General features: G+C 57.0%; 20 protein-coding genes and 1 pseudogene. 13 read left to right on the top strand and 8 right to left on the bottom strand.

The features are described from left to right. The first annotated feature begins 97 nt into the window (after window positions 1–97). The 13 genes from potA (at window position 98) to AACS24_RS20320 (ending at window position 12,867) form a co-directional block, all read left to right on the top strand. The gene (gene potA / locus AACS24_RS20380; protein ID WP_108571819.1) at window positions 98–1,201 is read left to right on the top strand and encodes a spermidine/putrescine ABC transporter ATP-binding protein PotA; all 1,104 of its coding nucleotides are present in this window, start codon (window positions 98–100) and stop codon (window positions 1,199–1,201) included. Then, window positions 1,188–2,075: a spermidine/putrescine ABC transporter permease PotB gene (potB, locus tag AACS24_RS20375; protein WP_108571818.1), complete on the top strand. Its 888-nt coding sequence runs from the start codon at window positions 1,188–1,190 to the stop codon at window positions 2,073–2,075. Before potA ends, potB begins: the two co-directional genes overlap by 14 nt. After that, a complete protein-coding gene (gene potC / locus AACS24_RS20370) occupies window positions 2,072–2,842 on the top strand; it encodes a spermidine/putrescine ABC transporter permease PotC (protein WP_108571817.1) in 771 nt (256 codons plus the stop codon). The genes potB and potC overlap by 4 nt, the downstream gene beginning before the upstream one ends. An 81-nt stretch (window positions 2,843–2,923) precedes the next feature. After that, entirely contained in the window at window positions 2,924–3,991 is a 1,068-nt protein-coding gene (locus AACS24_RS20365; protein WP_005345409.1) for an extracellular solute-binding protein, read from the top strand. Window positions 3,992–4,161: 170 nt separating this feature from the next. Next, window positions 4,162–5,259, top strand: coding sequence for a hypothetical protein (locus tag AACS24_RS20360; RefSeq protein ID WP_108571816.1), 1,098 nt, complete (start codon window positions 4,162–4,164; stop codon window positions 5,257–5,259). Between the two features lie 17 nt (window positions 5,260–5,276). Continuing rightward, a complete protein-coding gene (locus AACS24_RS20355; protein ID WP_052447215.1) occupies window positions 5,277–5,846 on the top strand; it encodes a hypothetical protein in 570 nt (189 codons plus the stop codon). A 297-nt stretch (window positions 5,847–6,143) separates the two neighbouring features. Beyond that, the gene (locus tag AACS24_RS20350) at window positions 6,144–6,761 is read left to right on the top strand and encodes a glutathione S-transferase family protein (protein ID WP_108571815.1); all 618 of its coding nucleotides are present in this window, start codon (window positions 6,144–6,146) and stop codon (window positions 6,759–6,761) included. Between the two features lie 207 nt (window positions 6,762–6,968). Beyond that, window positions 6,969–7,388, top strand: a complete 420-nt coding sequence (gene rbsD / locus AACS24_RS20345; RefSeq protein WP_108571814.1) for a D-ribose pyranase — start codon at window positions 6,969–6,971, stop codon at window positions 7,386–7,388. A gap of 21 nt (window positions 7,389–7,409) precedes the next feature. Further along, a complete protein-coding gene (gene rbsA, locus AACS24_RS20340) occupies window positions 7,410–8,939 on the top strand; it encodes a ribose ABC transporter ATP-binding protein RbsA (protein ID WP_108571813.1) in 1,530 nt (509 codons plus the stop codon). After that, window positions 8,936–9,904 carry a ribose ABC transporter permease gene (rbsC, locus tag AACS24_RS20335; protein ID WP_005336670.1) on the top strand — a complete coding sequence of 323 codons (969 nt, stop codon included), beginning with the start codon at window positions 8,936–8,938 and terminating at the stop codon, window positions 9,902–9,904. The genes rbsA and rbsC overlap by 4 nt, the downstream gene beginning before the upstream one ends. A 30-nt stretch (window positions 9,905–9,934) precedes the next feature. After that, complete coding sequence (gene rbsB / locus AACS24_RS20330; protein WP_005360585.1) at window positions 9,935–10,810, top strand: ribose ABC transporter substrate-binding protein RbsB; 876 nt, start codon at window positions 9,935–9,937, stop codon at window positions 10,808–10,810. Window positions 10,811–10,918: 108 nt separating this feature from the next. Continuing rightward, entirely contained in the window at window positions 10,919–11,851 is a 933-nt protein-coding gene (gene rbsK, locus AACS24_RS20325) for a ribokinase (protein ID WP_108571812.1), read from the top strand. Then, window positions 11,851–12,867 (top strand): substrate-binding domain-containing protein, encoded by a 1,017-nt coding sequence (locus AACS24_RS20320; RefSeq protein WP_108571811.1) that lies wholly within the window; start codon window positions 11,851–11,853, stop codon window positions 12,865–12,867. The genes rbsK and AACS24_RS20320 overlap by 1 nt, the downstream gene beginning before the upstream one ends. A 50-nt stretch (window positions 12,868–12,917) precedes the next feature. Here AACS24_RS20320 and cobB read toward each other — a convergent pair whose 3' ends face one another. The 8 genes and pseudogenes from cobB to AACS24_RS20280 all read right to left on the bottom strand — a co-directional run. Then, on the bottom strand, window positions 12,918–13,691 hold the full coding sequence (gene cobB / locus AACS24_RS20315; RefSeq protein ID WP_108571810.1) for a Sir2 family NAD+-dependent deacetylase: 774 nt from the start codon (window positions 13,689–13,691) through the stop codon (window positions 12,918–12,920). Between the two features lie 60 nt (window positions 13,692–13,751). Then, window positions 13,752–14,396: a GNAT family N-acetyltransferase gene (locus AACS24_RS20310; protein ID WP_108571809.1), complete on the bottom strand. Its 645-nt coding sequence runs from the start codon at window positions 14,394–14,396 to the stop codon at window positions 13,752–13,754. Between the two features lie 3 nt (window positions 14,397–14,399). Beyond that, on the bottom strand, window positions 14,400–15,644 hold the full coding sequence (locus AACS24_RS20305; protein WP_108571808.1) for a response regulator: 1,245 nt from the start codon (window positions 15,642–15,644) through the stop codon (window positions 14,400–14,402). Further along, entirely contained in the window at window positions 15,631–19,602 is a 3,972-nt protein-coding gene (locus AACS24_RS20300; protein ID WP_108571807.1) for an ATP-binding protein, read from the bottom strand. Before AACS24_RS20300 ends, AACS24_RS20305 begins: the two co-directional genes overlap by 14 nt. A gap of 15 nt (window positions 19,603–19,617) precedes the next feature. After that, window positions 19,618–19,914 (bottom strand): integration host factor subunit alpha, encoded by a 297-nt coding sequence (gene ihfA, locus AACS24_RS20295; RefSeq protein ID WP_005300715.1) that lies wholly within the window; start codon window positions 19,912–19,914, stop codon window positions 19,618–19,620. A gap of 3 nt (window positions 19,915–19,917) precedes the next feature. After that, window positions 19,918–22,305 carry a phenylalanine--tRNA ligase subunit beta gene (gene pheT, locus AACS24_RS20290; protein ID WP_108571806.1) on the bottom strand — a complete coding sequence of 796 codons (2,388 nt, stop codon included), beginning with the start codon at window positions 22,303–22,305 and terminating at the stop codon, window positions 19,918–19,920. Window positions 22,306–22,317: 12 nt separating this feature from the next. Continuing rightward, a complete protein-coding gene (pheS, locus tag AACS24_RS20285) occupies window positions 22,318–23,301 on the bottom strand; it encodes a phenylalanine--tRNA ligase subunit alpha (protein WP_005336686.1) in 984 nt (327 codons plus the stop codon). 703 nt (window positions 23,302–24,004) lie between these two features. Then, a pseudogene (locus AACS24_RS20280) lies at window positions 24,005–24,445 on the bottom strand (DsbA family protein); the annotation flags it as partial. Window positions 24,446–25,150: the final 705 nt, after the last annotated feature.

The raw sequence follows: 25,150 nt of genomic DNA, 5'->3' as shown, positions 1-25,150 counted from the left end.
CCACTTGCGGCCAAAAAGCCTTTAATTTCATGGATTGGCTGCATAGAATGCGGCCCTCTTTCAACATGATGGCCACTGGCTGGGGTGAGACTGGCGGATGATGAACAATCCACAGGTAATTGTCGCGCTGAACAAGATCAGCAAACTTTATGACGGCAAGGCGATATTGAGCGACCTTGACCTTGAGATCTATGACGGTGAGTTTCTTACCCTGCTGGGCCCCTCCGGCTGCGGCAAGACCACCTTGCTGCGCCTGCTGGCGGGGCTCGAATCGGTCGATGGTGGCACCATCCATCTGGCCGGTGACGAGATCACCCATATCCCCGCCGAACACAGGCACATCAACACCGTGTTCCAGAGCTATGCGCTCTTCCCCCATATGACAGTGTTTGAAAACGTCGCTTTTGGCCTCGAGATGCAGAAAGTACCGGCCGGCGAGATCCGCCAGCGGGTCGAGGAGACCCTCGCCATGGTGCAGCTCACCGAGCTGGCCAACCGCCGCCCGGATCAGCTCTCCGGCGGTCAGCAGCAACGGGTCGCCATCGCCCGCGCCGTGGTCAACAAGCCCCGCCTGCTGCTGCTCGATGAATCCCTTTCGGCGCTCGATTACAAGCTGCGCAAACAGATGCAGAGCGAGCTCAAGGCGCTGCAGCGTCGTCTTGGCATTACCTTTGTCTTTGTCACCCATGACCAGGAAGAGGCGCTCACCATGTCTGACCGCATCCTGGTGATGGAAGGCGGCAAGATCATCCAGCGCGGCACCCCGCGCGATATCTACGAATCGCCAGCCAACCTGTTCGTGGCCCGCTTTATCGGCGAGATCAACGTGATGGATGGCAAGCTGATCAGCCAGCGCGAACCCGGTATCTGGCAAGCGGAGGTAGAGGGGCGAGAATGCCTGCTCCATACCGCCTTGCCGTTCCAGCCAGACGACAAGGTGCTGGTGCTGCTGCGCCCGGAAGATCTGCGCATTCTCGATCAGGATGACGATCAAAGTGGCGCGCTGCGGGGCAATATCCGCGAGCGCAACTACAAGGGGGCGACGCTGGATTCGGTGATCGAGCTCGAAAGTGGCAAACAGCTGCTTATCTCCGAGTTCTTCGACGAGGATGACCCCGATTTTGACTACCGTCTGGGTCAGGAGGTGGCGATCCACTGGGTCGACAGCTGGGAGGTGGTGCTGCCCTATGAGCCTCACTAATCTGCGGGTACCGCACAGCTTTGCCCACAACGGCTTTCGCAACACGGCCATCGCGCTGATCCTGGGCTGGCTGACACTGTTTGTCTTCCTGCCCAACCTGATGATCATCGGCGTGAGCTTCCTGAGCCGTGACGAGTCCGAGCTTATCGCGCCGCTCTTTACCCTGAGCAACTATGGCCGCCTGCTGGACCCCCTCTATTTCGAGGTGCTGCTCCACTCCCTCTGGCTGGCGCTGCTCGCTACCACCATCTGCCTGCTGGTGGGTTATCCCTTTGCCTGGCTGCTGGCCCATCTGCCAACGCGCATCCGCCCGCTGCTGCTGTTTCTGGTGGTGGTGCCGTTCTGGACCAACTCACTGATCCGCACCTATGCGCTGAAAGTGCTGCTCGGCACCCGGGGGCTGATCAATGGCTGGCTGCTGGATCTGGGGCTTATCGAGCGGCCGCTGCAGATGATGTATACCGAGGTGGCCGTCATCATCGGGCTGGTCTATGTGCTGCTCCCCTTTATGGTGTTGCCGCTCTACTCCAGCATCGAGAAGCTGGATGGTCGTTTGCTGGAGGCGGCGCGAGATCTTGGCGCCAACGGCTTGCAGCGGCTGGTACGGATCATCTTGCCCCTCACCCTGCCCGGCATCATCGCCGGTTGTCTGCTGGTGTTCCTGCCCGCCATGGGGATGTTCTATGTCTCCGACTTGCTGGGGGGCGCCAAGCACCTGCTGATTGGCAACCTGATCAAGACCCAGTTCCTCAACAGCCGTGACTGGCCCTTTGGCGCGGCCATCAGCGTGATGCTGACGGTGCTGATGGCGCTGTTGGTCTACTGCTACTGGCGGGCAGGCAAGCTACTCAGCAAGAAGGGGGAGCTGGCATGATGCGCGCACTGAAAACTCTGTTCCTGCTGCTGGTGTTTGGCTATCTCTATGTGCCCATCGGGGTGCTGATCGCCAACTCCTTCAACCTGTCGAAATATGGCATCGACTGGCGCGGCTTTACCCTGGGCTGGTATGAGAAGCTGTTTGCCAGCGCCAGCCTGATGCAGGCGGCCCAGCACTCCCTGACCATCGCCGCCCTCACCGCCACCGCAGCCACCCTGATCGGCACCCTCACCGCCGTGGCACTGTTTCGCTACCGTTTTCGCGGCAAGCAGTACGTGAGCGGCATGCTGTTCGTGGTGATGATGTCCCCCGATATCGTGATGGCCATTTCGCTGCTGACCCTGTTTGTGGTGACCGGCATTGCGCTGGGCTTCTGGTCGCTGCTGATCGCCCACATCACCTTCTGCCTGCCGTTCGTGGTGATCACCGTCTACTCGCGGCTGTGCGGTTTTGATGTGCGGATGCTGGAAGCTGCGCGGGATCTGGGGGCTGGCGAGTGGATCATCCTGCGCCGCATCATACTGCCGCTGGCGCTGCCGGCTGTGATGGCGGGCTGGCTGCTCTCCTTTACCCTGTCGCTGGACGACGTGGTGGTGAGCTCCTTTGTTACCGGCCCGGCCTACGAGATCCTGCCGCTCAAGATCTACTCCATGGTCAAGGTGGGCGTCTCCCCCGAGGTCAATGCCCTGGCCACCCTGATGCTGGTCGCCTCCCTCGGGATGGTGCTGCTGGCACAACTGTTACTGCGCAAACGGCAGGGTTGACCCTGCCCGTTTCGTCCCCGCCATCTTTGGCGAACTCTGTCACGGTGGGCCGCAAGGCCCCATAACCCCAAGGAGTTGTTGATGACAATCCAACACAAGGCCGGCGCCCTGCTGGCAGCCGCCCTCACCCTCACCACCCCGCTGCTGAGCCAGAGCGCTCACGCGGCCGATGACAAGGTGGTCTACTTCTACAACTGGTCGGAATATGTGCCGGATGGCCTGCTGGAGCAGTTCCAGCAAGAGACCGGCATCAAGGTGATCTACTCCACCTACGAATCCAACGAGACCCTCTACGCCAAGCTGAAAACCCATGGCGACGGCTATGACGTGGTGGTGCCCAGCACCTACTTCATCTCGAAAATGGCCAAAGAGGGAATGCTGCAGCCGCTGGATCGCGCCCAGCTGCCCAACTTCAAGCACCTCGACCCTACCCTGCTCAACCACGAGTACGACCCGGACAACCGCTACTCCATCCCCTATATCTGGGGCGCAACCGGGATCGGCACCAACACCGACATCATCGAGCAACCCGTTACCAGCTGGAAACAGCTCTGGGCGCCGGAGTGGAAAGAGAGCCTGCTGCTGATGGACGATGCCCGCGAGGTGTTCCATATCGCGCTGGTGCAGCTGGGCTACAGCCCCAACACCCAGGACAAGGCGCAAATTGCCGAAGCGTTCGAATACCTGAAAAAGCTGATGCCCAACGTCAAGGCGTTCAACTCCGACAACCCGGCCGACCCCTTTATCGCCGGTGAGGTCAATATCGGCATGCTGTGGAACGGCTCGGCCTACGGCGCCCAGCGCGAATACCCCTCCATCCAGATGACCTACCCCGAAGAAGGTGCCGTGCTCTGGATGGACAACCTCGCCATCCCGGCCAAGGCCAAGCATGTGAAGGAAGCCCACGCCCTGATCAACTTCCTGATGCGCCCCGATGTGGCCGCCAAGGTGGCCGAGGCGATTGGCTACCCCACCCCGGTCAAGGATGCCATTCCCCTGCTCACCCCGGCGTTTCGCAATAACCCCATGGTCTTCCCGAGCGACGAGATCAAGCGTAAAGGCGAGTTCCAGTCCGATGTGGGAGATGCCTCCCGCCTTTACGAGCAGTACTTCCTGCAGTTGAAAGCCATGGTGGCCAAGGCCGGTTAAGTCGGCGGTTAATCAGCCCTGACGGGGTTAATGGATTAAGGGGGCAATCACCCCCTTTTATAAAAAGGCTTGTTGGAGCACAGATTCTCACGCAATTTGACACCATTCAATTGACTTTAATGTGTGATGCTGTTCGAATCCCTCCATCAATATATGATGGAGCATGCACAATGGCTGAGGGGCTTGTTACTTTTTTCAAATATAAACGGCTTGGGTTTTATCAGAGAGGGACTGAATATTGTGAGCCATTAAGCATGGCCAATATGCTATCCAACCTTCATTCTTGGTTCAATACCAGAACATCATTAGCGGATACTCTATTATGGGACGATGAAACACCTGGTTATCAGCTTAGGAAAAAAGTATATTTAAAATCAATTCAACATAACAATGAAACAGGTGATTACATCCTAATACTATGGCGTGCTGTCGGTAATGGTAATGGGGTGTATGGCATACGTTCAAACGCAGCATTAAATGACAATGCATTATATAATGCAAATGATGCTGGCAATGGCGATGACATCATATGGGGTGAGCCATCTTATTATTGGTTCATTCCTAGACACAATATTTTTGCCTCAATTAAATTTCCAAGCTCCATTGCTGATACGAAACTAATGAATTCTTTTCTTAAAGACTTCATGTGGTTACATAGTACATTGCGTCCAAAATTCAGAGAAACAAAAGAAAATAGCAAAGGTGGAATGTATACATCTGTCCATTTTCGTTCTGAGTCAGGCGAAAACCTGTGGTTTAGCATTGAGTCAGAACAGTTTACGAAGCTAACAAATCAAGCTGATTTAGGGCAGATAGCCTCTGAAATAACACATTTTGTTCGACGTGAGGTAATCAGTGCTAGAGAAATGCAAAGCTCTGGATGGCGCCGGTTATGTGGCTCACTCCCATTTATCTCAAATGAAATAACACGCGATACAAGACGGATTGAAATAATCGTAGATGCTTCACCAACTGCTGATGAATTAAGAGGTATGCTAGATACATACCATGAAGAATTTAGTCACGTTGGTGATGACTGGTCTAACTTGGGATTCAAAAAGGATGGTGTTGGTGGTATCTGCTGGCTGGACAAGTTTGTAGTTAAAAATACACTACTCGTCAGTGAGTTAGGTGAGCAAAATGAAGACTCTGGCCATTATACTACTCAACGTCTCTTTAATGCATTGCATCTTACTCGTGATAGACTGCTCTCGCCCTTTAGTGGGGGGCATGTAGTTTCCAGTCCAGTCGCTGAGAGCATTATTTAGTATTGTGGTGAATAATTATGAGTTCGACCATAGTTAACAAAAAAAGAATGACTGCCATACACTTAGGTGTGGCTATTTTAATCATATTAATTAGCTTATGTTACCGAACCACCTTAAATATGGTGGATATTGAGCCTTTAATATCTATTCTTCAAAATACCTCCGCAATGATTTTTACCATCATGGGCATCTGGATTGCCTTTGTATATCCAAATGCAATTCTCAGCATAATTCAGACACAGAACGTAGAGTCTATTTTTTCTGATGATGATGAACGTCGAATCATATTAATGGTTGGAGTGGTTGCAGTATCTGCATTAGTTATGTGCTGCCTGCTTATTGGCACTGCCATCACCCCTTTTATAACCCATGGATTTATATATAAGAATTATCCCGACGCGGTTCACTTCCTTGGAATATTTTTTATTCTACTACTGACGTATGTTCAATTACTTGCCATTTACGTTGTGATTGCTTCAAACGTAGATTTCATTATGAACATAAGAAACCTCAGGAATAAAAGACGGCTGCATGAAAGATTTAATCGAAAATTGGAAACAGATGAAGAGTCTTCCAATAAAGACTAACTACATAAAGAAAACTATCGGGGTGCGATTGCACCCCAGCCCTTTCGGTACCACAGTAACCTCTCTGACATGATCTAACCTATCGCACTCTCATACTTTTACCGAGGGCTTAATGTATAGATAACAACAAAACTGCCAAAGCCGATTAATTCTGCGCTTTTTCATTACCCCTTAGGGGTGTAGATTGGTTGTGGGGGCAAGCGTTGCCCCCTCTCTTTTTTCATGACCCCTCGAGGTATCACGGAAAACATGTTTTCCGCCGATATCGCGGGTGGCCTGAGCCAATCAGGAGTATTCATGTCCGATCTGACCCTCTATTTCGCTCCCGGCACCTGTGCCATGGCCGTGCAGATTGCCCTGCTGGAAGCGAATGCCCCGTTCCAACCCCGTCTCGTCAACCTCGCCGCAGGGGAGCAACGTGACCCTGCGTATCTTGCCATCAACCCCAAAGGGCGGGTGCCTGCCCTGATCACCGAGCAGGGCACCCTGACCGAGACCCCGGCCCTGCTGCTCTATGTGGCGCAGCGCTTCCCCGCAGCCAAACTGGCACCGCTGGACAACCCGTTCCTGCTGGCCCGCATGCAGGAGGTCAACAGTTTCCTCGCCTCCACCGTGCATGTCTCCCACGCCCACGGTCGCCGTGGCAGCCGCTGGGCCGATGACGAACAGGCCATTGCCGCCATGCAGCAGAAAGTCGCCAGCAATATGCGCGATGGCTTTGCCCAGATTGAGCAGCACTATCTGGCCGGTCCCTGGGTACTGGGCGAGCAGTTCAGCGTGGCGGACATCTATCTGTTCGTGGTCGCGGGCTGGCTGAAAAGCGATGGCGTCGAGATCAGTGAATTCCCCAAAGTGGCCGATCATTATCGGCGTATGCTGACCCGTCCGGCGGTCAACAAAGCCCTCTCCAACTAAGTAAAAAATCAATAGACAGGGTGCCGAGGCTCTGCTGGCACCTTTCTTTCTTTCTCCTCCCCCGCCTTTGAGATCGTTTTCACATTTCCGTGGTTTTGCCATGGCTCTTCCATCCTAAAAAGCCTATCTTTGCGCCATAACGCAACCGGTTGCGTAACCGGTTGCCTGATAAGAAACTGCGATGGCGAAAGCCTGATGAGGTGCTGTATGAAACGAGGCGTACTGCTCAATGCTCCCCTGAGTGCTCTGATAGCACAGATGGGTCACACCGACGAGATCACCGTCTGCGATGCGGGCTTGCCCATTCCGGCAGGGCCGGAGCGGATCGATCTGGCGCTGATGGCGGGGACGCCCTGTCTTGAAACCGTACTGACCGCCCTGCTCACCGATCTGGTGGTGGAGAAGGTGATCATGGCGAGCGAGATCAAGCAGATCAGCCCCGCCACCCATCAGGCGCTGGTCGATCAGCTTGAGGCCCACGCAGCCGCGCAGGGCAAGCCCATCGCCATCGAATACTGCCTGCATGAGGAGTTCAAAACCCGCTCCCGCCAGAGCAAGGCGATCGTGCGCAGCGGCGAGGTGACTCCCTACGCCAACCTGATCCTCTGCGCCGGTGTGGCGTTTTAAGCCTCTTCAAGGAAGCTGCAAATGAGCACAACCTCCCCCCTCTCACCCATTCTGGAGCTGACCGGGATCGTCAAGACCTTCCCCGGTGTGCGCGCCCTCGACGAAGCGGGTCTGCGGGTCTATCCGGGCCAGGTGATGGCCCTGCTCGGTGAAAATGGCGCCGGCAAATCCACCCTGATGAAGGTGCTGACCGGTATCTATCAGGCCGATGCGGGCAGCGTCAGCTACCGCGGTCAACCGGTTCACTTCAAGGGGCCGCGCGACTCTCAGGATCAGGGGATCAGCATCATCCATCAGGAGCTGAACCTGCTGCCGGAGTTGTCGATTGCCGCCAACATCTTCCTCGGCCGCGAACCGCGCACCCGTTTTGGCAGCATCGACCACAAACAGCTGCGCGAGCGGGCAAGTGGCCTGTTGGCGCGACTTGGCGTCAAGCATGGCCCGGATACCCGACTCGGGGATCTCTCCATCGGCGAACAACAGATGGTGGAGATTGCCAAGGCGCTGTCGTTCGATGCCAGCGTCATCATCATGGATGAACCCACCGATGCGCTGACCGATACCGAGACCGAGCAGCTGTTCAAGGTTGTCCGCGAGCTGCGTGAGCAGGGTTGCGGCATCGTCTATATCTCCCACCGCCTCAAGGAGATCTTCGAGATCTGCGACCGGGTCACTGTGCTGCGCGATGGCAAGTGGATCGGCGAGAAGGCGGTGAGCGATCTGGATGAAGACAGGATCATCGAGATGATGGTAGGTCGCCGACTGGAAGAGCAGTACCCGCGTCTTGAGCGCGAGCTCGGCCCCGTCAGCCTGCAGGTGAAAGATCTGGCCGGTCCCGGCGTGCGCGGGGTGAGCTTCTCCCTGCGTCAGGGGGAAATTCTGGGCTTCAGCGGCCTGATGGGCTCCGGCCGCACCGAGCTGATGAAGCTTATCTATGGCGCCAGTCCCATCAGCGCCGGTGAAGTAGCTGTGGACGGTCATGCTCTGGTGCCCAAAAGCCCGGCCGATGGTCTGGCCGCAGGCATCGCCTATATCTCCGAAGATCGCAAAGGCGACGGGCTGGTGCTGGAGCTGTCGGTGCGCGAAAACATGAGTCTGTGCGCCCTCGACGAGTTCATCAGCAACGGCAAGATTGACGGCAAGGCCGAGCGGCAGGCGGTGAGCGACTATGTGCGCCTGTTCAACATCAAGACCCCGAGTCAGGATCAGCTGATAAAGCTGCTCTCCGGCGGCAACCAGCAGAAGGTGGCCATCGCCAAGGGACTGCTGACAAGGCCAAAAGTGCTGATCCTCGACGAGCCGACCCGCGGCGTCGACGTGGGGGCGAAAAAGGAAATTTATCAGCTGATCAACCAGTTCAAGAAGGAGGGGATGAGCATCATTCTGGTCTCCTCCGAGATGCCGGAAGTGCTCGGCATGAGTGATCGCATCATGGTGATGCACGAAGGGCGCATCAGCGCAGAGTTCAACACCCGCGATGCCAATCAGGAGAAGCTGATGGCGGCGGCAGTCGGTAAACAGTGGCAAGCAGAGCAAGAGGCATCCCAATGACAACCCAAACCCTTTCCCGCCGTGGCGTCATGAGCAAGGCGTGGTGGATCGAGAACAAATCCCTGGTCGCGCTGCTGGTCCTGATTGGTGTGGTCTCCTTTTTGAGCCCCAACTTCTTCACCGCCGACAACCTGCTCAACATCCTGCGCCAAACCTCGGTCAACGCCATCATGGCGGTCGGTATGACGCTGGTTATCCTCACCGCCGGTATCGATCTGTCGGTCGGCTCGGTACTGGCCCTGTGCGGCGCGCTGGCCGCGACCATGGTCGCCATGGAGCTGCCCATCTGGCTGGTGGTGCCTCTCACTCTGGGTGCCGGTGCCCTGCTGGGCGGCGTCAGCGGTCTCATCATTGCCAAGGGCAAGGTTCAGGCATTTATCGCCACCCTGGTCACCATGACCGCCCTGCGCGGTATCACCATGGTCTATACCGAGGGGCGCCCCATCTCTACCGGTTTCAGTGACGGCGCCGATCACTTCGCCTGGCTCGGTACCGGTTACCTGTTCGGTCTGCCGGTGCCCATCTGGCTGATGGCCATCGTCTTCCTGCTCGCCTGGTTCATGCTCAACCACACCCGCCTCGGTCGCTACATCTACGCGCTGGGCGGTAACGAGTCTGCCACTCGCCTCTCCGGTATCAATGTGGATCGGGTGAAGCTGGCGGTGTATGGTCTGTGCGGCGCGCTCTCGGCGCTGGCAGGGCTTATCGTTACCTCTCGTCTCTCCTCTGCCCAGCCGACGGCGGGCATGGGTTACGAGCTGGATGCCATCGCCGCCGTGGTGCTGGGTGGTACCAGCCTGATGGGCGGCAAGGGCCGTATCATGGGTACCCTGATAGGTGCATTGATCATCGGCTTCCTGAATAACGCCCTCAACCTGCTCGACGTATCCTCCTATTACCAGATGATCGCCAAGGCCAGCGTGATCTTGCTTGCCGTGATGATCGATAACAAAAGCAATCGTTGATAAGACAAGCCACACACAAGGAATGAAATGATGAAAAAGCTCAATACCCTGCTCGCTGCCGCCATCATGTCCGTGCTGGGCACCGCCCAGGCCGCCGATCAAACCCTGGCCATGGTGGTCTCCACCCTCAATAACCCCTTCTTCGTCACCATGAAAGAGGGTGCCGAAGCCAAAGCCAAAGAGCTTGGCTACGAGCTGGTGGTACTGGACTCCCAGAATGACCCGGCCAAAGAGCTCTCCAACATGGAAGATCTCACCGTGCGCAAGGTCGGCGCCATCCTGATCAACCCCACCGACTCCGAAGCGGTCGGCAACGCCATCCGTCTGGCCAACCGCGCCAGCATTCCGGTACTGACTCTGGACCGCGGCGCCGCGCAGGGTGAGGTCAAGGCCCACATTGCCTCCGACAACGTGGCAGGCGGCAAGCTGGCCGGTGACTTTATCACCGAGAAACTGGGCACCGGTGCCAAGGTGATCCAGCTGGAAGGGATTGCCGGTACCTCCGCCGCCCGCGACCGTGGCGAAGGTTTTGCCCTTGCCGTGGCGGCCAACAAGCTGCAGGTGCTGGCTTCCCAGCCTGCCGACTTTGACCGCACCAAGGGTCTGAACGTCATGGAAAACCTGCTGGCTGCCCACCCGACCGTACAGGCTGTGTTCGCCCAGAACGACGAGATGGCGCTGGGTGCCATCCGCGCGGTGCAGGCTGCCGGTAAAGAGGTGATGATCGTCGGCTTCGACGGCACTGACGATGGCAAAGCCGCCGTTGCCAAGGGTAAACTGGCCGCCACCGTGGCCCAGCAACCTGCCCTGATCGGTGCCATCGGCGTCGAGACTGCCGACAAGGTGCTCAAGGGCCAGCCGGTCGAGAAATCCATTCCGGTACCGCTGCAAGTAGTCAGCAAGTAAGTTCTCGAGGGGAGGTTCGCCTCCCCTTTTCCCCTCAATTGCGGTGCCTCCCGGCTTGAGCTCACTCAGTCATTGTGTTCAAGCCAAGATGCATCAGGAGTAGTCAACATGAATCGTCTCGTCGTTCTGGGCAGTGTCAATGCAGACCACGTGCTGCGCGTTCCCCACTTTCCTCGCCCGGGTGAAACCCTGACCGGCCACAGCTATCAGGTAGTGCCCGGTGGCAAGGGGGCTAATCAGGCAGTCGCTGCCGCCCGCCTCGGCGCCCCCGTCTCCTTTATCGCACGCATCGGTGATGACGCCATCGGCCACCAGATGAAAACCGGCTTTGCCAAAGATGGTATCGACGTCAGCGCTGTCGAACTCGATCCCAAGCTCCCGACCGGTATCGCCATCATCTATGTGAGCGATGAGGGGGAGAACAGCATCGGCATCTCAGCCGAAGCGAACGGTGCCATCACCCCTGCCGTGGTGAAAAACCACGAAGCCATGATCGCCGACGCCCACACCCTGTTGTTGCAACTGGAAGTGCCGCTCGAGAGCGTCCATGAAGCTGCGCGTTTGGCCCGTGCCCACGGCACCCGGGTGGTGCTCAACCCCGCCCCCGCCCGTCCGCTCTCGAGCGAGCTGCTGACACTGGTGGACCTTATCACCCCCAACCAGACCGAAGCGGAGCTGTTGACCGGCGTCAAAGTCACCGACGAAGCGAGCGCCCGCGAGGCGGCCGCCCACTTCCACCAGATGGGCATTGCGGACGTGATGATCACCCTGGGCTCCCAGGGCGTCTATTGCAGCAACGCACAGCAGCAACAGCTGATCCCGGGCTTTCGGGTCAAGGCGGTGGATACCACTGCCGCGGGCGATACCTTCAACGGCGCCCTGCTGGCCGCCGAGCTGGCCGGTGCCGATTTCCACAGCGCGGTGCGCTTTGCCCATGGGGCGGCGGCACTCTCCGTCACCCGGTTCGGTGCCCAGAGCTCCATCCCGAGCAAGCAGGAGGTCGACACCTTCCTGCTTGAGCAGACTGCGCAGGGGCACTGATGGCCAATATCAAGGAGGTGGCGGCGCTGGCGGGTGTCTCTACCACCACCGTCTCCCACGTCATCAACGAGACCCGCTTTGTGGCCGAGGAGACCCGCGAGCGGGTCTTTGCGGCCATGCGTGAGCTCAACTATGCCCCGAGTCTGGTTGCCCGCAGCCTCAAGGTGAAGGAAACCAACAGTATCGGCATGCTGGTCACCACCTCCAGCAACCCTTTCTTTGCCGAGGTAGTGCGCGGAGTGGAGCGCTACTGCTTCGAACAGGGCTACAACCTGATGCTGGGCAATACCGAGGGTCAGGCCGAGACGGCCCTCTCCTACCTCAAGATGATGCTGCGCAAGCGGGTAGATGGCCTGCTGATCATGTGCAGCGAGGGTCAGCAAGAGGTGTTCAACCAGCTCGACTGGCTCAAGAGCCTGCCGGTGGTAGTGATGGATTGGGGGCTGGTCAGCGAGGATGTGGATCTTATCGCCGACAACTCCTTCCACGGCGGTTATCTCGCAACCCGCCATCTGATTGAGCTGGGCCACACCGCCATCGGTTGCATCACAGGGCCCCACAGCCGCGCCCCCGCCAACCAGCGCCAAGCTGGCTTTGAGCAGGCGTTGCAGGAGGCAGGTCTCACGCTCAATCAAGAGTGGATCCAGGAGGGTGATTTTGACTGCGCCAGCGGCCATCAGGCGATGACTCGTCTGCTGGCATTGCCCGAGCGCCCCACCGCCCTCTTTGTCTGCAACGACATGATGGCGATGGGAGCCATCAGTGCCGCCCATCAGGCGGGGCTGGTGATCCCGCGGGATATCTCCATCGTCGGCTATGACAATGTGGCGCTGGCCGAATTCATGTCGCCGCCGCTCACTACCGTCAACCAGCCCAAAGAGGAGCTGGGGCGCCTCGCCGTCACCCGCCTGTTGGCTCGCATCAACGGCGAGGCTGTTGCAGACCACCTGATCACGGTTGACCCGGATTTAGTGATCAGGCAATCCTGCGCCCCCTGGCCGCCGAAGCAAAAGTAGATAACAACAAAAAAGGCGACTCACAGTCGCCTTTCTCTTTGCCGCCGCCTCTAGCGGTCGCGCATCTCCATCCAGTTGTGCCCCTCGATCTGTCTGGGCTGATGGATGCCACACACTTCAAGCAACTCATCCACGTAGGCCGGCACCAGCAGGGAGGCTGGCCCGTAGCGTTTTTCATCGAACTGGCTGCCCACCTCGCTCGGCTCGAGATTGAGCTCTATGGTGTGAGCACCATTCAACCCCGCCTCGTGCACAAAACCGGCCGCCGGATAGACAGCCCCCGAGGTGCCGATGGAGATAAAGAGATCACACTGGGCCAGCGCGCTGTAGATGCGATCAAGCCCGATCGGCATCTCGCCAAACCAGACCACATGGGGGCGCAGCGGCTGGGGGAACTGACAGCAGGAGCAGAGCTCCTCCTGATGAAGATCGCCACGCCACTCGATCACCTGACCAGACTCGGGACAGCGGGCCTTGAGTAGCTCGCCATGCATGTGGATCAGGTTCTTGCTCCCTGCGCTCTCGTGCAGGTTGTCGATATTCTGGGTCACCAGGGTCACGGTGCCGGGGAAAAGACGCTCGAGGCGAGCCAGCGCATAGTGGGCGGGATTGGGATGTACCTGAGGTTGCTGGAGCTGTTTGCGGCGGGAGTTGTAAAAGCGCTGCACCAGTTCCGGATCTCTGGCATACCCTTCCGGCGTTGCCACATCCTCGACGCGGTGTTCCTCCCACAAACCGTCGCAGGCGCGGAAGGTCTTGATCCCCGACTCGGCAGAGATCCCCGCTCCGGTGAGGATCACGATATTTTTGATTGTCTGCCCCATAACATGCTCCGTCTCTCCCTGCGCAGTAGATGTGACCTTAGCACAGGGTAAAAAGTGGCTCTATTCGCCCTTGGTCTTAGTCATGGCGTGGACAACCTCTGCTGGCAGCCACTCGTCCAGCACGCTCAAATCGAGGCGCGCAAAGACCATCTCGCGACCGGTCACCAGAGTCAGCGGCAGCCCCAACCGCTTTAGCATCAGCAACATGGGGCGATTCTGGGCCAGCACTTCGGCCGTCCACTCGGCAATCCCCCCGGCTCTGGCGAGCAGGGCCAGCGCCAGCAAGATCCGTCGCCCCGCCCCGCGGTGCTGAAAGTGATCCGCTACGATGCAGGAAAATTCAGCCCGATCAGGATGAAGGCGGCGACGAATGGATTGGGCCTGTGCCAGCGGACGTCCCGCCATATCCGTAAGCAACAGGGCAATCTGCTGCTCCGGGTTGTAGTCGAGAAAGTGTGATACCAGCTCTGGCGAGGGGGTTCTCTTGGCCCGCATGAAACGCAGATAGATGCTCTGGGCGCTGAGATCCTCATAGGCAGCCAGCATCTGCGCCGGCTCGACCCCGAGCTGCTCGCGCAGCAGACAGGCTTCCCCGGAGAGATTCATCGCAACCGGCAGGGCCGAGCGGGCCACCGGATAAGGCCACCCCTCCAGCCCTTTAGCCAGACGCTCCCGCTGCATGGGCCAGCAGAGATAGCGGGGCATGGGCTACCAACGCCCCGCGATACCGCGCTCTTGCCACATCTCGACATCAAGCAGGTTGTAGGGGTCATCCAGATAGATGTCGACTCCGAGTTCCCGCACCCGCGCCATAAAGCGGCCAAGCAGCGAATCGGCACTCAACGACTCGATATCGGAGAGCATCCCCTGCCCCAGCAACAAGGATTGCAGCGGCAGCCGCTCCAGCAGATCGAACGGCAGATGCTGGTTGTTGTCGAGCAGTAGCGCCAGCTTGCTCCCCGCCAGACTGGCCTGCAGCACCAGCGCAAAACGATCCGGATTGCTGAGCAGGTGATCACGGCGATGGATAAGCAGCGTCAGCTCGGACGGGGTTCGCGACTGCTCCGCCAGCCACTCCTTGAGCCGCTCCCAACGAGGGGGCAAGCCGCTTACGGCCAGCCAGACCGGTGCTGAAGTGGTGGGGCTAGAGAGCAAGCCAAGTTGCCCCAGTACCTGACCCTGCCAGGTCGTGATGGTGCGGCGCTGACCGCTCAGTCGACGCTGGCGCAGCGGGCCAAGATAGAGACCGCGCAGCAACCTGAGCAGTTCATCGCAATCGAGCGGTTTGGCCAGTGCCGCCAGAATATTGAAGCCGGCATCGTGCAGCAGGCGACGAGCACCATCGATCAGGGTCTGCTCATGGGCGGAGAGCAAAATGATCGGCAGCCCGTCTGACTGCAACTGTGGCTGGCCCATCAGCAGGCTGATGGCATCCTGATCCACCAGGCTGAGATCGCAGATGAGCAGACGAGTGCTCCCCTCACCCAACGCAGTAAGGCAGGCTTGCTCATCCTGCACCCAGTGACAGGTCAGCCCCAGTCCGGCGATGGTTTGCTGCAACTGCATCCCCTGAAACGGGTGATCTTCCAGCAGCAGGATCCGGCTGGCGGCAAGCCAGTTGCTCCACGCCTTATAGCTTGAGAGCAAACCTCCCTGCCAATCCTCTTCGATGGCGTAGATACCGTTATGCAGCTGGAGCTGGGGAAAATAATCCGCCGTACGGTGCGAGTCGGGATCATAGAGTGCGATGGCTCCTGCCGAGAAGAGCCCCTCCCACTGCCAACAGGCATCAGGCTGGGTGCGGTGCAGCGCCACATAATTTGGCAGCATCGCCTGCTTGGCCATCTCGTAAGAGGCGCAATCGAGAGCATAGAGCGCAATAGGACGAAAACCGGCCAACCCGGGATCTTCCGAGTTAAGCAGCGCCAGCAGTTCTTCATCAGTGATGATCATCTTCAGCCCTCTTGGTCAAATGCTGGCTGACCCCATCCAGCGCCCGGGTTAACCTGACAGTCAATTCGCTGTGCTTCGATTGCTGCCACTCGTCAATGACAGTGACGATGGCGGTTGCTCCTACCATTCTGGCGGCCCCTTTCAATTTGTGTAAAGCGGCATTAACCCCTTGCTCATCCTTATTTGCCAGACACTGCTCCAGAGCAGCCAGATCGGCTCTGGTTGTATCCAGATAGAGCTGGGCCAGCTCTTTTGAGAGCAGCGATGAAGCAGTTGCAGGCTCGGCAATCCTCCCCTCTTTCTTGCCAAGCTGGTGCAGCATGGCGGCCAGCTCCCTTAACGCGACAGGCTTGTCGAGATGCCCGTTGCAACCGCACGATTGCAGTTCTATAGCCGCCTGTTCACTGAGATCTGCAGTAATCACATAGGCAGGCAGATTGCGCCAGCGAGGCGAGCCACGCAGCTTGCGGCAGAGATCGGCGCCATTCATAACCGGCATCTGCAGATCGGTCAACACCAGATCCACCTCATGATCGGCCAGTACATCGAGTGCCAGCTGGCCATTGGCAGCGGTCAGCACCTCGGCCCCCAGCTGTCCCAGCTGTAGCTTGATCAGCTCCCGATTGACATCGTGATCTTCTACCAGCAGCACCCGCATGCCAAGACCGGGGCGGGCTGCCGAAGAGGGCTCTGCGACATCCAGCCTGGGTTGCAACAGATTGATGACGGTACCGGGCACCCAGGGCTCCCCCAGCCACTCCCAGTAATAGAATCCCTTCTCGTCGACCTGAGCCTGCAACCTGTCGTGTGCCGTGCCAGATACCGTGACCCCGAATCTTGCCAACCAGGGAGCGAGTTGCTTCACCTCATCGGGAGGCAGTGAGAGCGCCAGCTCTCGCACCTTGGGCTGCCAATGATGCGCCTGTTTGAGCAGTTTGAGGGGCAACTCGCAGAAGAAGCGGCTGCCGCCTCCCGTTCTGGGTTCGACATCTATGAGCCCCCCCATCTGCTCGATAAGCTGCTTGCAGATGGCGAGCCCGAGGCCGGTCCCCGGCGCCCTCAGCTGCCCCGCCACCGCGAACTGTTCAAACGGCATGAAGAGCGTTGGCCGCATCTCGTCGGTAATCCCCGGCCCCTGATCGTCCACGCCAAAACGAAGAGTCGAGCCCATACTCTCGGCCCACAGCACCACCTCACCACGATGGCTGAACTTGATGGCATTGGAGAGCAGGTTGTGCAGAACCTGCTGGATGCGATGGGGATCAAGGGTCTGCAAGGCGGGCATCGCCGGATCAAGCTGCAAACGCAATTGCAGCTGCTTGGCTCTGGCCTTGGTCCAGTGCACCGCCGCCACGTGTTCGCACAGCTCGGTGAAATCGGTCGGCTGGGGCGAGAGCGACAAGGTGCTGTTCTCATTGCGGCTGAAATCGAGCACATCGTTGAGCAGGCCGAGCAACTCGTCCCCGGCCTGACGGATCCGGGCCAACGCCGAGCCCTGCTCCTGGGAGAGCGGGGTGCTGGCGAGCCACTCCAGCAGGCCGAGAATAGCGTTCATCGGAGTGCGGATCTCGTGGCTGATGGCCGCCAGAAAACGTCCCTTGGCCTGCACCGCCTGCTGTGCCTCTTCATGAGAGAGTTGCAGCGCCTGCTCCTGTTCAACCCGCGCCGTCACATCCTGCATGACCGCATAGATGCGCCACCCTTGTGGCTGGCTGCGACCACGCCCGCAGAGCTGCAACCAGCGCGGACCCTGCTCGGGATGGTGATAGCGCAGGGTACAGACGAAGGGCTTGCCCTCATGCAGCATGGAGAACATGGTACTGCGCGCCAGTTGCAAATCTTCACGCTCCAGCAGGTCAAGCACCCGAGCCGGTTCACGGCGGATCTGCTGGCTGGCCAGCCCCAACAACTCGTAACAGCCACGGCTGATGAACTCGATGGTGCCCACGCTCTCCTGAACCAGAAGGAATTGCAGCACCACCCCGGGCACGGTATTGGTCAATGCACGCAGCCGCCGCTCAGCCTGACGCAGGATGCGGGCCTGCTGGCGCAGGGCGCTGATATCGGACAAGGCGATAAGATCGGTCGCTGGCGCCTGCTTCTCCAGCCGCAGCGGATGCTGGACATAGGCAAACACCTGCTCGCCAAGGCTCAACTCCCCTTCGCTCTTTTGTGATTGCACCTCGGGCAGCAGCAGCTCCGCGCCATAACGCAGTGAAAGCCGGTGTCCCTGCTTGTTGGATTTGATCACCCTTCCCTGCTCGTTGCGCAAATAGACGGGAACAGGAAGGGCCTGAAACATGGTTTCGCGCAGCTCACTTTCGATTGCCAGCGCTTTTTCTGCCGCCAGCCGCTGAGCGACCTCACGGGCCAGCTGCTGGCGCGAGCGCCAGATCACCCCGATCACGATGCCACTGATCAGCAGCGCCAGCGCGATGGAACCAAACCAGGCACCATAACTGACTCCGGATTGCTGCATCACCACCAGACGGCGCCAACGCTGGTTGAGTTCATCGATCTGGGTATTGGTCAAGGCCATCAGGTTTCTGTCTATCACGCCGGCCAGCTCGGTCTGATCCTTGCGAATGGCAAAGCCGAGTCCGAATCTGTCATCCAGCTCCTTGATCTGAAGCCCTTCCAGCTGATGGGTGCGCTGGGGATATTGCAACTGGTACAGCTCGCTCAGCATGGCGTCAGCCTTGCCTTGCTGCAGCAGCGCGATGCCCTGGCTCAGGTCATCGGTGCGGACCCATTCCTGATCACCCAACTGCGCCAACAGAGAGGGATCGTAGAGTGATTCCGGTACCAGGATCCGCTGTTTGCCCAGCTGGGAGAATTTGTCTGCGCTGATGGTACGCTTGCTGATCAGGGCAAAGCGGTTGATGGAGATCATCCGGCTGAAAGTAAAGTCATCGGCGAGCTCGGGAGACTCCGGCAAACCTGCCATCATGTCGGCCTCACCGCTACGCAGTTTCTCTATCGCCTCGGCCTTGGTGGCTGCCGGCACCAGCATATATTTGAGGCCACTCTCCTGAGTTACCCAGTTCAGGATATCTACGCTCCACCCTTTTGCTTCCCCTTGGTCGTTGATGCCGCTGTAGGGCATCAACTGCGGGTTCATAACCAGACGCACAACCCGCCTTCTGCCAGAAAGCCAGGCCTGTTCGGCGTCATTGAAATGGAGCCGGTTGATATAGAGCGCTCCCTGATCCATGTAGCGGCTCAGGTCGGTATAGAGGGTACCAGCGGGCATATAGCGAATGAGGGTATCGACAAACTTGGCCAGCTCGGGATCGTTGCGCATCATCAGGCGATAGCTGACCACCCGCTCATCACCCAGCAGACGGCGCAGACGCAGGCCATCGGCAGGATACTCGCGCATCAGGTAGCGCAGCTGGAGATAGTCCCCCAGATAGGCGGTGTCCTTCTCCCCCTCAAGAGCTGAGTAGATACTCTCCCCTCTCCTCAGGGTTCTGAGCTCAGCCCCCGGATGCAATTCACGCAAAATTGCGCGGGTATCTGTGGCGGAAGAGACCAGAAACGTTGCCTGATGAAGATCGCCCCGATAGAGAATGGCGGCATCCGTCTCCATCATGGGACGGCTTACCAGCAGGCCGCTCTCCTCTCTACCCAAGGTTCCGATATGGGGGATGATGTCGCATGCACCACGCAGCAAGGCGGCGCGGGCAGCCTGCCAATCGGCCATCTCGGAGAGCTTCAGTGGCACAGGCAACATATCAGCAAGACGGAGCAGGCGATCTTTTAGCAAGCCACCATCAGGGGTGACATAGGGCGGGGGAAGTGCAGCCGGGTAGCACACCTTGAGCTCTTTGATGGAGCGAAGGTAGGCCTGAGTTGCCGGATCGAGGGGAAGCATCATGGCCTGCAGTGGCATGGCCAGCATTGCTCCCAACAGTAACAGGGATCTTTTTATCATCGATAAGTAAAAGCCAGGCATTTGCCTGGCTTTTTATCACTCGTTGGGTTCAACATTTTCTACCCTGGCCTTGAGTTTCTGGCCAGGCCGGAAGGTCACCACGCGGCGGGCACTGATAGGAATATCTTCGCCTGTCTTGGGGTTACGTCCGGGACGCTGATTCTTCTCACGAAGGTCAAAGTTACCGAAGCCTGAGATTTTGACTTGTTCACCACGCTCAAGCGCTTGTCTGATCTCTTCAAAGAAGGCTTCCACCATATCTTTGGCTTCACGCTTGCTCATCCCGAGCTGGGTGAACAGGTGCTCTGCAATGTCGGCTTTGGTAAGCGCCATAGATCAATCCCTCAAGGATGCATTCAACTCTTCACCAAGGGCCCGCACGACATTGTCTACGGTCTCGGCAATCTCTTTCTCCTCCAGGGTGCGCTGGGTATCTTGCAGAACAAGACTGATGGCCAGGCTCTTCTTGTCCTCGGCCATACCAGCACCCTGGTATACGTCAAACAAGTTTATTCCAACTACCTGATTTCCGCCAACTTTTTTAATTACTGCCAGAACATCCCCTGCCAGAACCTGACGATCAACCACCACGGCGATGTCACGACGGTTAGCCGGGAACTTGGATACTTCGGCAGCAACCGGCACTTTGGCCGGGGTCAGCTTGTCCAGCTCCAGTTCGAACATGACGGCGCGGCTCTTCAGACCCAACTTCTTCTCGAGGCTCGGGTGGATCACGCCAATGTGGCCCATCACCACGCCATTGCGCAGAATGGCAGCGCTCTGACCCGGATGCAGGGCACTGTGCTCGGCACGCTCGAAGGTAAAGGTGGCCCCTTCGGCGGTCAGATCCAGCACCGCTTCAAGATCCCCTTTCAAATCAAAGAAGTCGGCGGCGCGGGTTTTGATGTCCCAATGCTCGTCGCTCTGGTTGCCGGTGATGATACCGGCCAGCATCGGCTCCTGACGGATGCCGTTCTCGGCATTTTCGTCCTTGATGAAGCGCAGACCCTGCTCGAACAGACGCACCCGCGGCTGCTGACGGTTCTGGTTGTAAACCACGGCCTGCACCAGACCCGGGAACAGAGAGACACGCATGGCGGACATCTCGACCGAAATCGGGTTAGGCAGCACGATGGCATCGCTCTGCGGGAACAGGGTTTGCTGGGTCTTGGGATCGACGAAGCTATAGGTGATCGCTTCCTGGAAGCCGCGATCAACCAGCAGGTCACGCACGCGCTTCAAGGTCACCTGCCCTTCTGCCTGCTCTACCATCGCCAGAGATGCGGCGGGTTTCAGATTCGGGATGTTGTTGTAGCCGTAGATGCGGGCCACTTCCTCGATGAGGTCTTCCTCGATGGCGATGTCGAAACGCCAGGAGGGCGCCAGCGCAGTCCAACCGTCAGCATCCACAGTGACCTGCATGCCGAGGCGAGTCAGGATCTCGACCACCTGAGCATCTGCCACGCTGATACCGATCACCTTGTCGAGCTTGGTGCGACGCAGCTTGATGGGTGCCGCTTTCGGCAGATGGGCGTCGGATTTGACTTCGATGACCGGGCCGGCTTCGCCGCCGCAGATATCTAGCAGCAGACGAGTGGCACGATCCATCACCTTGGCTTGCAGCTCGGGGTCCACCCCACGCTCAAAGCGGTGGGAGGAGTCGGTGTGCAGACCGTAGGCACGGGCACGACCGGTGATGGAGAGCGGTGCGAAGAAGGCGCACTCCAGCAGGATGTCGGTGGTGGTCTCGGACACACCGGTGCGATCGCCGCCGAAGATACCGGCCATGCAGGCAGGGCCTTTGGCATCGGCAATCACCAGGGTGGTCTCTTTAAGCTTCACTTCGTTGCCGTCAAGGAGGGTCATCGGCTCATCCGCATGGGCACGGCGCACCACCAGTTCCCCTTCCAGCGTTGCCAGATCGAAGGCGTGCATCGGCTGACCGTATTCCAGCAGCAGGTAGTTGGTGATGTCGACGATGGCATCGATGGAACGAATGCCGCCACGACGCAGCTTCTCTTGCATCCAGAGCGGGCTCTGAGCCTGCAGGTTCAACCCCTTGATGACGCGGCCCAAATAACGGGGGCAATCGGCGGTTGCTTCAACCCGGATCGGGAAGGTAGCGTCGATAGTGGCAACAGCAGGCGCCCAGGTCGGCTCGACCACGTCAACGCTGTTGAGCACGCCGATTTCACGGGCCAGACCCGCGATGCCGAGGCAATCGGCACGGTTCGGGGTCAGATCCACGTCGATGCTGACATCGTTGAGCGCGAGGTATTCGCGGATATCGGTGCCGATAGGCGCATCCAGCGGCAGCTCGATGATGCCATCGGCTTCGACGTCGATACCCAGCTCGCTGAAGGAGCAGAGCATGCCGTGGGACGGCTGGCCACGCAGCTTGGCTTTCTTGATGGTGAAATCACCCGGCAGGGTCGCCCCTACTTTGGCCACGCACACTTTCAAGCCCTGACGGCAGTTCGGCGCGCCGCAGACGATGTCCAGCAGCTCGGCCTCGCCCACGTTGACCTTGGTCACCCGCAGTTTGTCGGCGTCCGGATGCTGGGCGCACTCGACCACTTCACCCACCACCACATTGTTGAACTGGCCAGCCACCGCTTCCACGGCGTCCACTTCCAGACCGGCCATGGTGATCTGCTCGGCCAGTGCATTGTCACTCAACTCGGTGCGGACCCACTCCATCACCCAGGATTTACTGAATTTCATGTTCTCTCGCCCTTACTTGAACTGCTTGAGGAAGCGCAGGTCGTTTTCGAAGAAGGCACGCAGGTCGTTGACCCCGTAGCGCAGCATGGTCAGGCGCTCAACGCCCATGCCGAAGGCAAAGCCGGAGTATTTTTCCGGATCGATACCGACCGAACGCAGCACGTTCGGGTGCACCATGCCGCAGCCCAGCACTTCCAGCCACTTGCCGTTCTTGCCCATCACGTCGACTTCAGCGCTCGGCTCGGTGAACGGGAAATAGGAAGGACGGAAGCGAATGGTCAAGTCTTCCTCGAAGTAGTTGCGCAGGAAGTCGTGCAGGATCCCTTTCAGCTCGGTGAAGCTGGCATGTTCGTCAACCAGCAGACCTTCAACCTGATGGAACATCGGGGTGTGGGTCATGTCATAGTCGTTACGATAGACGCGGCCCGGCGCGATGATGCGGATCGGCGGCTGCTGATGTTCCATGGTGCGGATCTGCACACCGGAGGTGTGGGTACGCAGCATCAGATCAGGATTGAAGTAGAAGGTATCGTGATCGGTACGCGCCGGATGGTGAGCCGGAATATTCAGCGCATCGAAGTTGTGGAAACCATCTTCAATCTCGGGACCACGGGCAACCTTGAAGCCCATCTCGCCAAACAGGCGTTCGATACGCTCAATGGTGCGAGTCACCGGGTGCAGACCGCCATTCTCGATGCGGCGGCCCGGCAGGCTGACGTCGATGGTCTCAGCAGCCAGCTTCTGGTTCAGCACGGCGACTTCGAGGGCTTCACGACGCTCGTTCAACGCATCCTGAACCTGCTGTTTGGCCTGGTTGATCACGGCACCTGCCGCAGGACGCTCTTCAGCAGACAGGGCTCCCAAGCCCTTCATCTGCTCGGTAAAAAAGCCTTTTTTACCCAGATATTTGACCCGGATCTCGTCGAGGGTCGCGATATCGCTCACGCCCTCAATTTCGGCTCTGGCTTGGCCGACTACTTCTTCAAGCTGTTGCATGTCTTCCTCGTCACCACTCCCGGTACAGGAGCCTTTAGGCTAAATAAGGTCAAGAGGGGAATAATACAAAAAAAGCCCCTTCGCTGACCATAGTTAAGGTTCCCTTTTCTCCCTAGAAATCATTTTGTTATATCAAGTGAGTCTCGAGTTACCCCTACCCTTGTTTAAAATAGTGCTATCAACACCAAGTTTGTTGGCATACAAATGTATTTAGAAGACCCTATGAAGTCGTGTCGTATAGGCCAATCCGACCTTATGAGCATGAGCGTGGAAGCCAATGGATCACCGTCAAACACAATGAAATACAGAGGCTCCACATACCAGGTAGAGGTCCCACTACCCTCCACGTTAACGACATCTGGTCTGCTGTCTTTTACCACGGCTCTGACGCTGGCGCGGGCCACTGTTGATGTTTCCATAGGACGAACCAGGGTGATAGATACTATACAACCTGACAGTTAACTCAATAATCACTTATAAATGGCATCAATCCCCCCTCCCCTGTTTGGCTACGCCAATACAATCACGGGAAAGACCTGCTATAAACCACAAAATATCAACGTTGATTGATCTGTCGGAGACGCAATGAGATCTACCTCCAATAAAAAGAGATGATGCAGATTACTCAACATCATCTCTTGTATTATTTTATTTAAAATAACAAAACTCGTTAATAACACTCGTTATATACGAGTAAAATAAATCATGCATCTTTTGTCAAAAGATATTTGATCAACCGAGTGAACTGCTCTTGTGAGTTGATAGACTCAATCTTTATCATATACTTGCCGTTGACAATAAAGGTCGGTGTGCTACGAATATTATATTTCTCTGTGTTACGATCGAACTGGCTCCCCATGGATGAAACTGCAAACCTATCAACAGTATTATAAAATGCCTCTACCTGCACGCCATTCTCTACAAAGAGATGTTTAATATCATCACGATTTTGTGGAGCTTGGCGCTGTACCTGGATTTTATTAAAGAGTGATGGAGTTAACTTACTTTCAACATTAAACAGGGTCGCAGTTGCATAAACCAGTAGCATCTTCTGTGCCATATCGCGCCCAAAAAAAGCTACCGGATTCTTCTTGATAGCAACCTCTTTCGGAAGGTCATATTGTAATTGCTCAACGATAGGTTCAAATTTCGCACATGGCGGGCAGTAGTAAGAGAAAAACTCAAATACCTCTGGTTGAGCAGTAGCTGTTTGCTTGAGGACATCATAGTTGACCCCCTCTTTGAACTCTGGGGCCCATTAGCGCGGGGAAGCATAAAGATAGCAGCAAGGATCAAAAGAATTTTTTTTCATAACACTTCCAGTTGATGGTCAGACAAAAATTTAATTATAGGGATTTCGACCTTGCTAAAAGCTGCACAAACATCAGCGCTTGGTACAAGAATGCTATTGCATGCCAGGATAATAGACTATTAATTTAAAAATAAAACTATCCTTATTACAGTCTAAATAGATAATCTGTTCTTACCTCAATATTATTTTATTTAAAACTTCCAACCTAAATATAATACTAATCTCCCACAGACTCTGGACTTGCAAACCTAGTAGTAATTAAAAAATATAAAGAATAGTTTTAGGTAAAATTATATAACCAGAATAGGTACCAAGATGAACATTGATGGAAAATCGCAAAGGTAGCGTAACTATAGGTTTCGAAAAATTATTACGTTAGATAGATCAGATGAAACTTGATTTGTAACTTTGAATTAAGAATATCAATCTTAATTTAGCTCACTAAAGAATATATATAAATACTGAAATTAAATATTACACCAACAAAAAAGGAGGCCTGAGCCTCCTTTATTTTTTATAACAGAGCTGGATTAGACC

The sequence above is a fragment of the Aeromonas sp. HMWF016 genome (assembly GCF_963878195.1).
GTDB lineage: Bacteria > Pseudomonadota > Gammaproteobacteria > Enterobacterales > Aeromonadaceae > Aeromonas > Aeromonas lacus.
The sequence above is the reverse complement of the archived record's forward strand: the minus strand, read 5'-3'. Positions and strand labels throughout refer to the sequence as shown.

Coding starts and splice junctions, on each gene's coding strand:
- AACS24_RS20310 (WP_108571809.1), bottom strand. CDS start 14,396: ATGCCCCGCTATCTCTGCTGGCCCATGCAGCGGGAGCGTCTGGCTAAA.
- rbsC (WP_005336670.1), top strand. CDS start 8,936: ATGACAACCCAAACCCTTTCCCGCCGTGGCGTCATGAGCAAGGCGTGG.
- AACS24_RS20350 (WP_108571815.1), top strand. CDS start 6,144: ATGTCCGATCTGACCCTCTATTTCGCTCCCGGCACCTGTGCCATGGCC.
- pheS (WP_005336686.1), bottom strand. CDS start 23,301: ATGCAACAGCTTGAAGAAGTAGTCGGCCAAGCCAGAGCCGAAATTGAG.
- potC (WP_108571817.1), top strand. CDS start 2,072: ATGATGCGCGCACTGAAAACTCTGTTCCTGCTGCTGGTGTTTGGCTAT.
- AACS24_RS20365 (WP_005345409.1), top strand. CDS start 2,924: ATGACAATCCAACACAAGGCCGGCGCCCTGCTGGCAGCCGCCCTCACC.
- pheT (WP_108571806.1), bottom strand. CDS start 22,305: ATGAAATTCAGTAAATCCTGGGTGATGGAGTGGGTCCGCACCGAGTTG.
- cobB (WP_108571810.1), bottom strand. CDS start 13,691: ATGGGGCAGACAATCAAAAATATCGTGATCCTCACCGGAGCGGGGATC.
- rbsK (WP_108571812.1), top strand. CDS start 10,919: ATGAATCGTCTCGTCGTTCTGGGCAGTGTCAATGCAGACCACGTGCTG.
- ihfA (WP_005300715.1), bottom strand. CDS start 19,914: ATGGCGCTTACCAAAGCCGACATTGCAGAGCACCTGTTCACCCAGCTC.
- AACS24_RS20355 (WP_052447215.1), top strand. CDS start 5,277: ATGAGTTCGACCATAGTTAACAAAAAAAGAATGACTGCCATACACTTA.
- potB (WP_108571818.1), top strand. CDS start 1,188: ATGAGCCTCACTAATCTGCGGGTACCGCACAGCTTTGCCCACAACGGC.
- AACS24_RS20305 (WP_108571808.1), bottom strand. CDS start 15,644: ATGATCATCACTGATGAAGAACTGCTGGCGCTGCTTAACTCGGAAGAT.
- AACS24_RS20320 (WP_108571811.1), top strand. CDS start 11,851: ATGGCCAATATCAAGGAGGTGGCGGCGCTGGCGGGTGTCTCTACCACC.
- potA (WP_108571819.1), top strand. CDS start 98: ATGATGAACAATCCACAGGTAATTGTCGCGCTGAACAAGATCAGCAAA.
- rbsA (WP_108571813.1), top strand. CDS start 7,410: ATGAGCACAACCTCCCCCCTCTCACCCATTCTGGAGCTGACCGGGATC.
- rbsD (WP_108571814.1), top strand. CDS start 6,969: ATGAAACGAGGCGTACTGCTCAATGCTCCCCTGAGTGCTCTGATAGCA.
- AACS24_RS20360 (WP_108571816.1), top strand. CDS start 4,162: ATGGCTGAGGGGCTTGTTACTTTTTTCAAATATAAACGGCTTGGGTTT.
- AACS24_RS20300 (WP_108571807.1), bottom strand. CDS start 19,602: ATGCCTGGCTTTTACTTATCGATGATAAAAAGATCCCTGTTACTGTTG.
- rbsB (WP_005360585.1), top strand. CDS start 9,935: ATGAAAAAGCTCAATACCCTGCTCGCTGCCGCCATCATGTCCGTGCTG.